The organism is Mangrovicoccus algicola (assembly GCF_014903745.1).
GTDB classification, from domain to species: Bacteria; Pseudomonadota; Alphaproteobacteria; order Rhodobacterales; family Rhodobacteraceae; genus Mangrovicoccus; species Mangrovicoccus algicola.
Genome location: NZ_JACVXA010000133.1, coordinates 1 through 2,303 on the forward strand (window position 1 = coordinate 1; position 2,303 = coordinate 2,303).

2 protein-coding genes are annotated in these 2,303 nt (G+C 72.1%); both read left to right on the forward strand.

Features of this window, described 5'->3' with window-relative positions:
• On the forward strand, window positions 1–784 hold a 784-nt coding region (gene tagH / locus ICN82_RS21075; RefSeq protein ID WP_193187293.1), incomplete at its 5' end, for a type VI secretion system-associated FHA domain protein TagH.
• Window positions 771–2,111: a type VI secretion system baseplate subunit TssK gene (gene tssK, locus ICN82_RS21080; protein ID WP_193187296.1), complete on the forward strand. Its 1,341-nt coding sequence runs from the start codon at window positions 771–773 to the stop codon at window positions 2,109–2,111. The genes tagH and tssK, both read left to right, overlap by 14 nt.
• Window positions 2,112–2,303: the final 192 nt, after the last annotated feature.

Genomic DNA, 2,303 nt, shown 5'->3' on the forward strand with positions numbered 1-2,303 from the left:
GCAGATCCCCGATGACTGGGACAGCCTGATCGCCCCGCAGGCGCCCGCGGCGGCGCCTTCCCCGGAGACCGGCCCGCCGGCCGCGGCGGTCCCGCCGGAGCGGCCGGATCCTGCCGCCTCCGCGCCGGAACCCGGGCTGCAGGACGAGGCGCAGACCGGGACCCAGACCGGGGCGCTGGCGGCCTTCCTGGCCGGGGCGGGGGCATCGGAGCTGGAGCTGCCGCAATCCGGGGCGCCGCAGCTGATGACCGGGATCGGCCAGGTCTTCCGCACGCTGGTCGAGGGCCTGCGCAGCGCGCTGATGGCCCGCAGCCTGCTGAAAAGCGAGTTCCGCATCGAGACGACGATGATCGCCGCGCGCGGCAACAACCCGCTGAAATTCTCGGTCACGCCGGAGATGGCGGTGTCCAGCATGATCCGCCCGGCGCGCGGCTTCCTCGACCCCGCGGAGGCGGCGCGCGAGGCGATCGACGACATCACCGCGCATCAGGTGGCGATGGTGACGGGGATGGAGGCGGCGCTGAAGGGCGTGCTGGCGCAGCTGTCGCCCGAGACGCTGGAGCGGCGCCTGACCACCGCGCCGGGCGGGCTGGGCGCGGTCTTCAAGGGCCGCAAGGCGCGCTACTGGGACGCGTATGAACAGCTTTATGCGGAAATCGCCGCCGAGGCGGAAAGCGACTTCCAGGCGCTGTTCGCCCGCGAATTCGCCGCCGCCTACCAGGCGCAGCTGCGGCGGCTGAAGGAAGAAAGAGCAGACGGGGAGGCCGGCGATGTCCTGGGATAGCAGGGTTCTGTGGACCGAGGGGCTGTTCCTGCAGCCGCAGCATTTCCAGCAGCAGGACCGCCATGTCGCGGCGCTGGTGGCCGGTCTGGCGGCGCGGGTGGCGCCCGCGGCCTGGGGGGTCTCGACGCTGGAGATCGACCGCGAGGCGCTGAAGATCGGGCAGGTGGCGCTGCGCAGCTGTTCGGGCCTGACCCCCGATGGCAGCCTGTTCCGCATCCCCGATGCAGAGGATCATCCCCCCGCGCTGGAAGTCCCGCCGCAGGTGCGCGACTGCGTCGTCTTCCTGACCGTGCCCGCGCGGCGCCAGGGCGCGGCGGAGGTCGACCTGACCGGAGCGGAGCTGAGCCCCGCGCGGCTGCGCCCGGCCGAGCAGGAGGTGGTCGACACGATGGGCTCCGCCCGCGGCCCCGCGACGCTGGGCATCGGCAAGCTGCGGCTGCAATTCGCGCTGGAGACCGATGATCTGTCCGACCGCATCCGCATCCCCGTGGCGCGCATCATCGAGACCCGCCCCGATGGCGAGGTGATCCTCGATGGCGGCTTCATCCCGGCGGTGATGGATTGCCGCGCCTCGCAGGTTCTGTCGTCGCTGCTGACCGAGCTGGAGGGGCTGCTGGCGCATCGCATGACCGCGCTGTCGGCGCGGCTGGGCCAGTCCGGCACGGTCCGCGCCACCGCCGAGATCCAGGATTTCCTGCTGCTGCAGGTCATCAACCGCGCGCTGCCGGTGATCCGCCATTTCGCCCAGATGGAGATGCTGCATCCCGAACGGCTGTTTGCCTTCCTGGCCGCGCTGGCGGGGGAACTGGCCAGTTTCATGGCGCAGGACCGGCAGGCGCCGCGGCTGCCGGCCTATCAGCATCACGCGCTGACCGGCTGTTTCGCGCCGCTGGTGCGGGCGCTGCGCGGCTATCTCTCGGCGGTGCTGGAGGCCAATGCGGTGTCGATCCCGCTGGACCCGCGCAAATACGGCATCTCGGTGGGGCTGATCGCGGATCGCAAGCTGATCGGCCAGGCGGGGTTCGTCCTGTCGGTCGCAGCCGATCTGGCCGAGGAGACGCTGCGCCGCCATTTCGCGGGCCATGCCAAGATCGGCCCGGTCGAGGAGATCCGCACGCTGGTCAATTCCGCCCTGCCGGGGATCGAGCTGCAGCCGCTGCCGGTGGTGCCGCGCCAGATCCCCTACGAGGCCGGGCGGGTCTATTTCCAGCTGGACGGGGCCAGCCCCTGGTGGGGGAAGATGACGACCTCGGGCGGGGTCGCGGTGCATGTCTCGGGCGAATACCCGGGGCTGAGGATGGAGCTCTGGGCGATCCGCGAGGGCTAGCCCCGCGGCGCAAGCGCAGCAAGGAGGACAGCCATGTCCGACGACGATCCCTTCGCCGAACCCGGCGATACCGAGCGCACGGTGATCCGTCCCAACCCGGGCGGCCGCCGCCCGCCGCCCGTGCCGGTCCAGCCCGTGCCCGTGCCGCCCGCCGCGGCCGGGACGGCGGATGCCGTGACCCCTGCTGCGGGC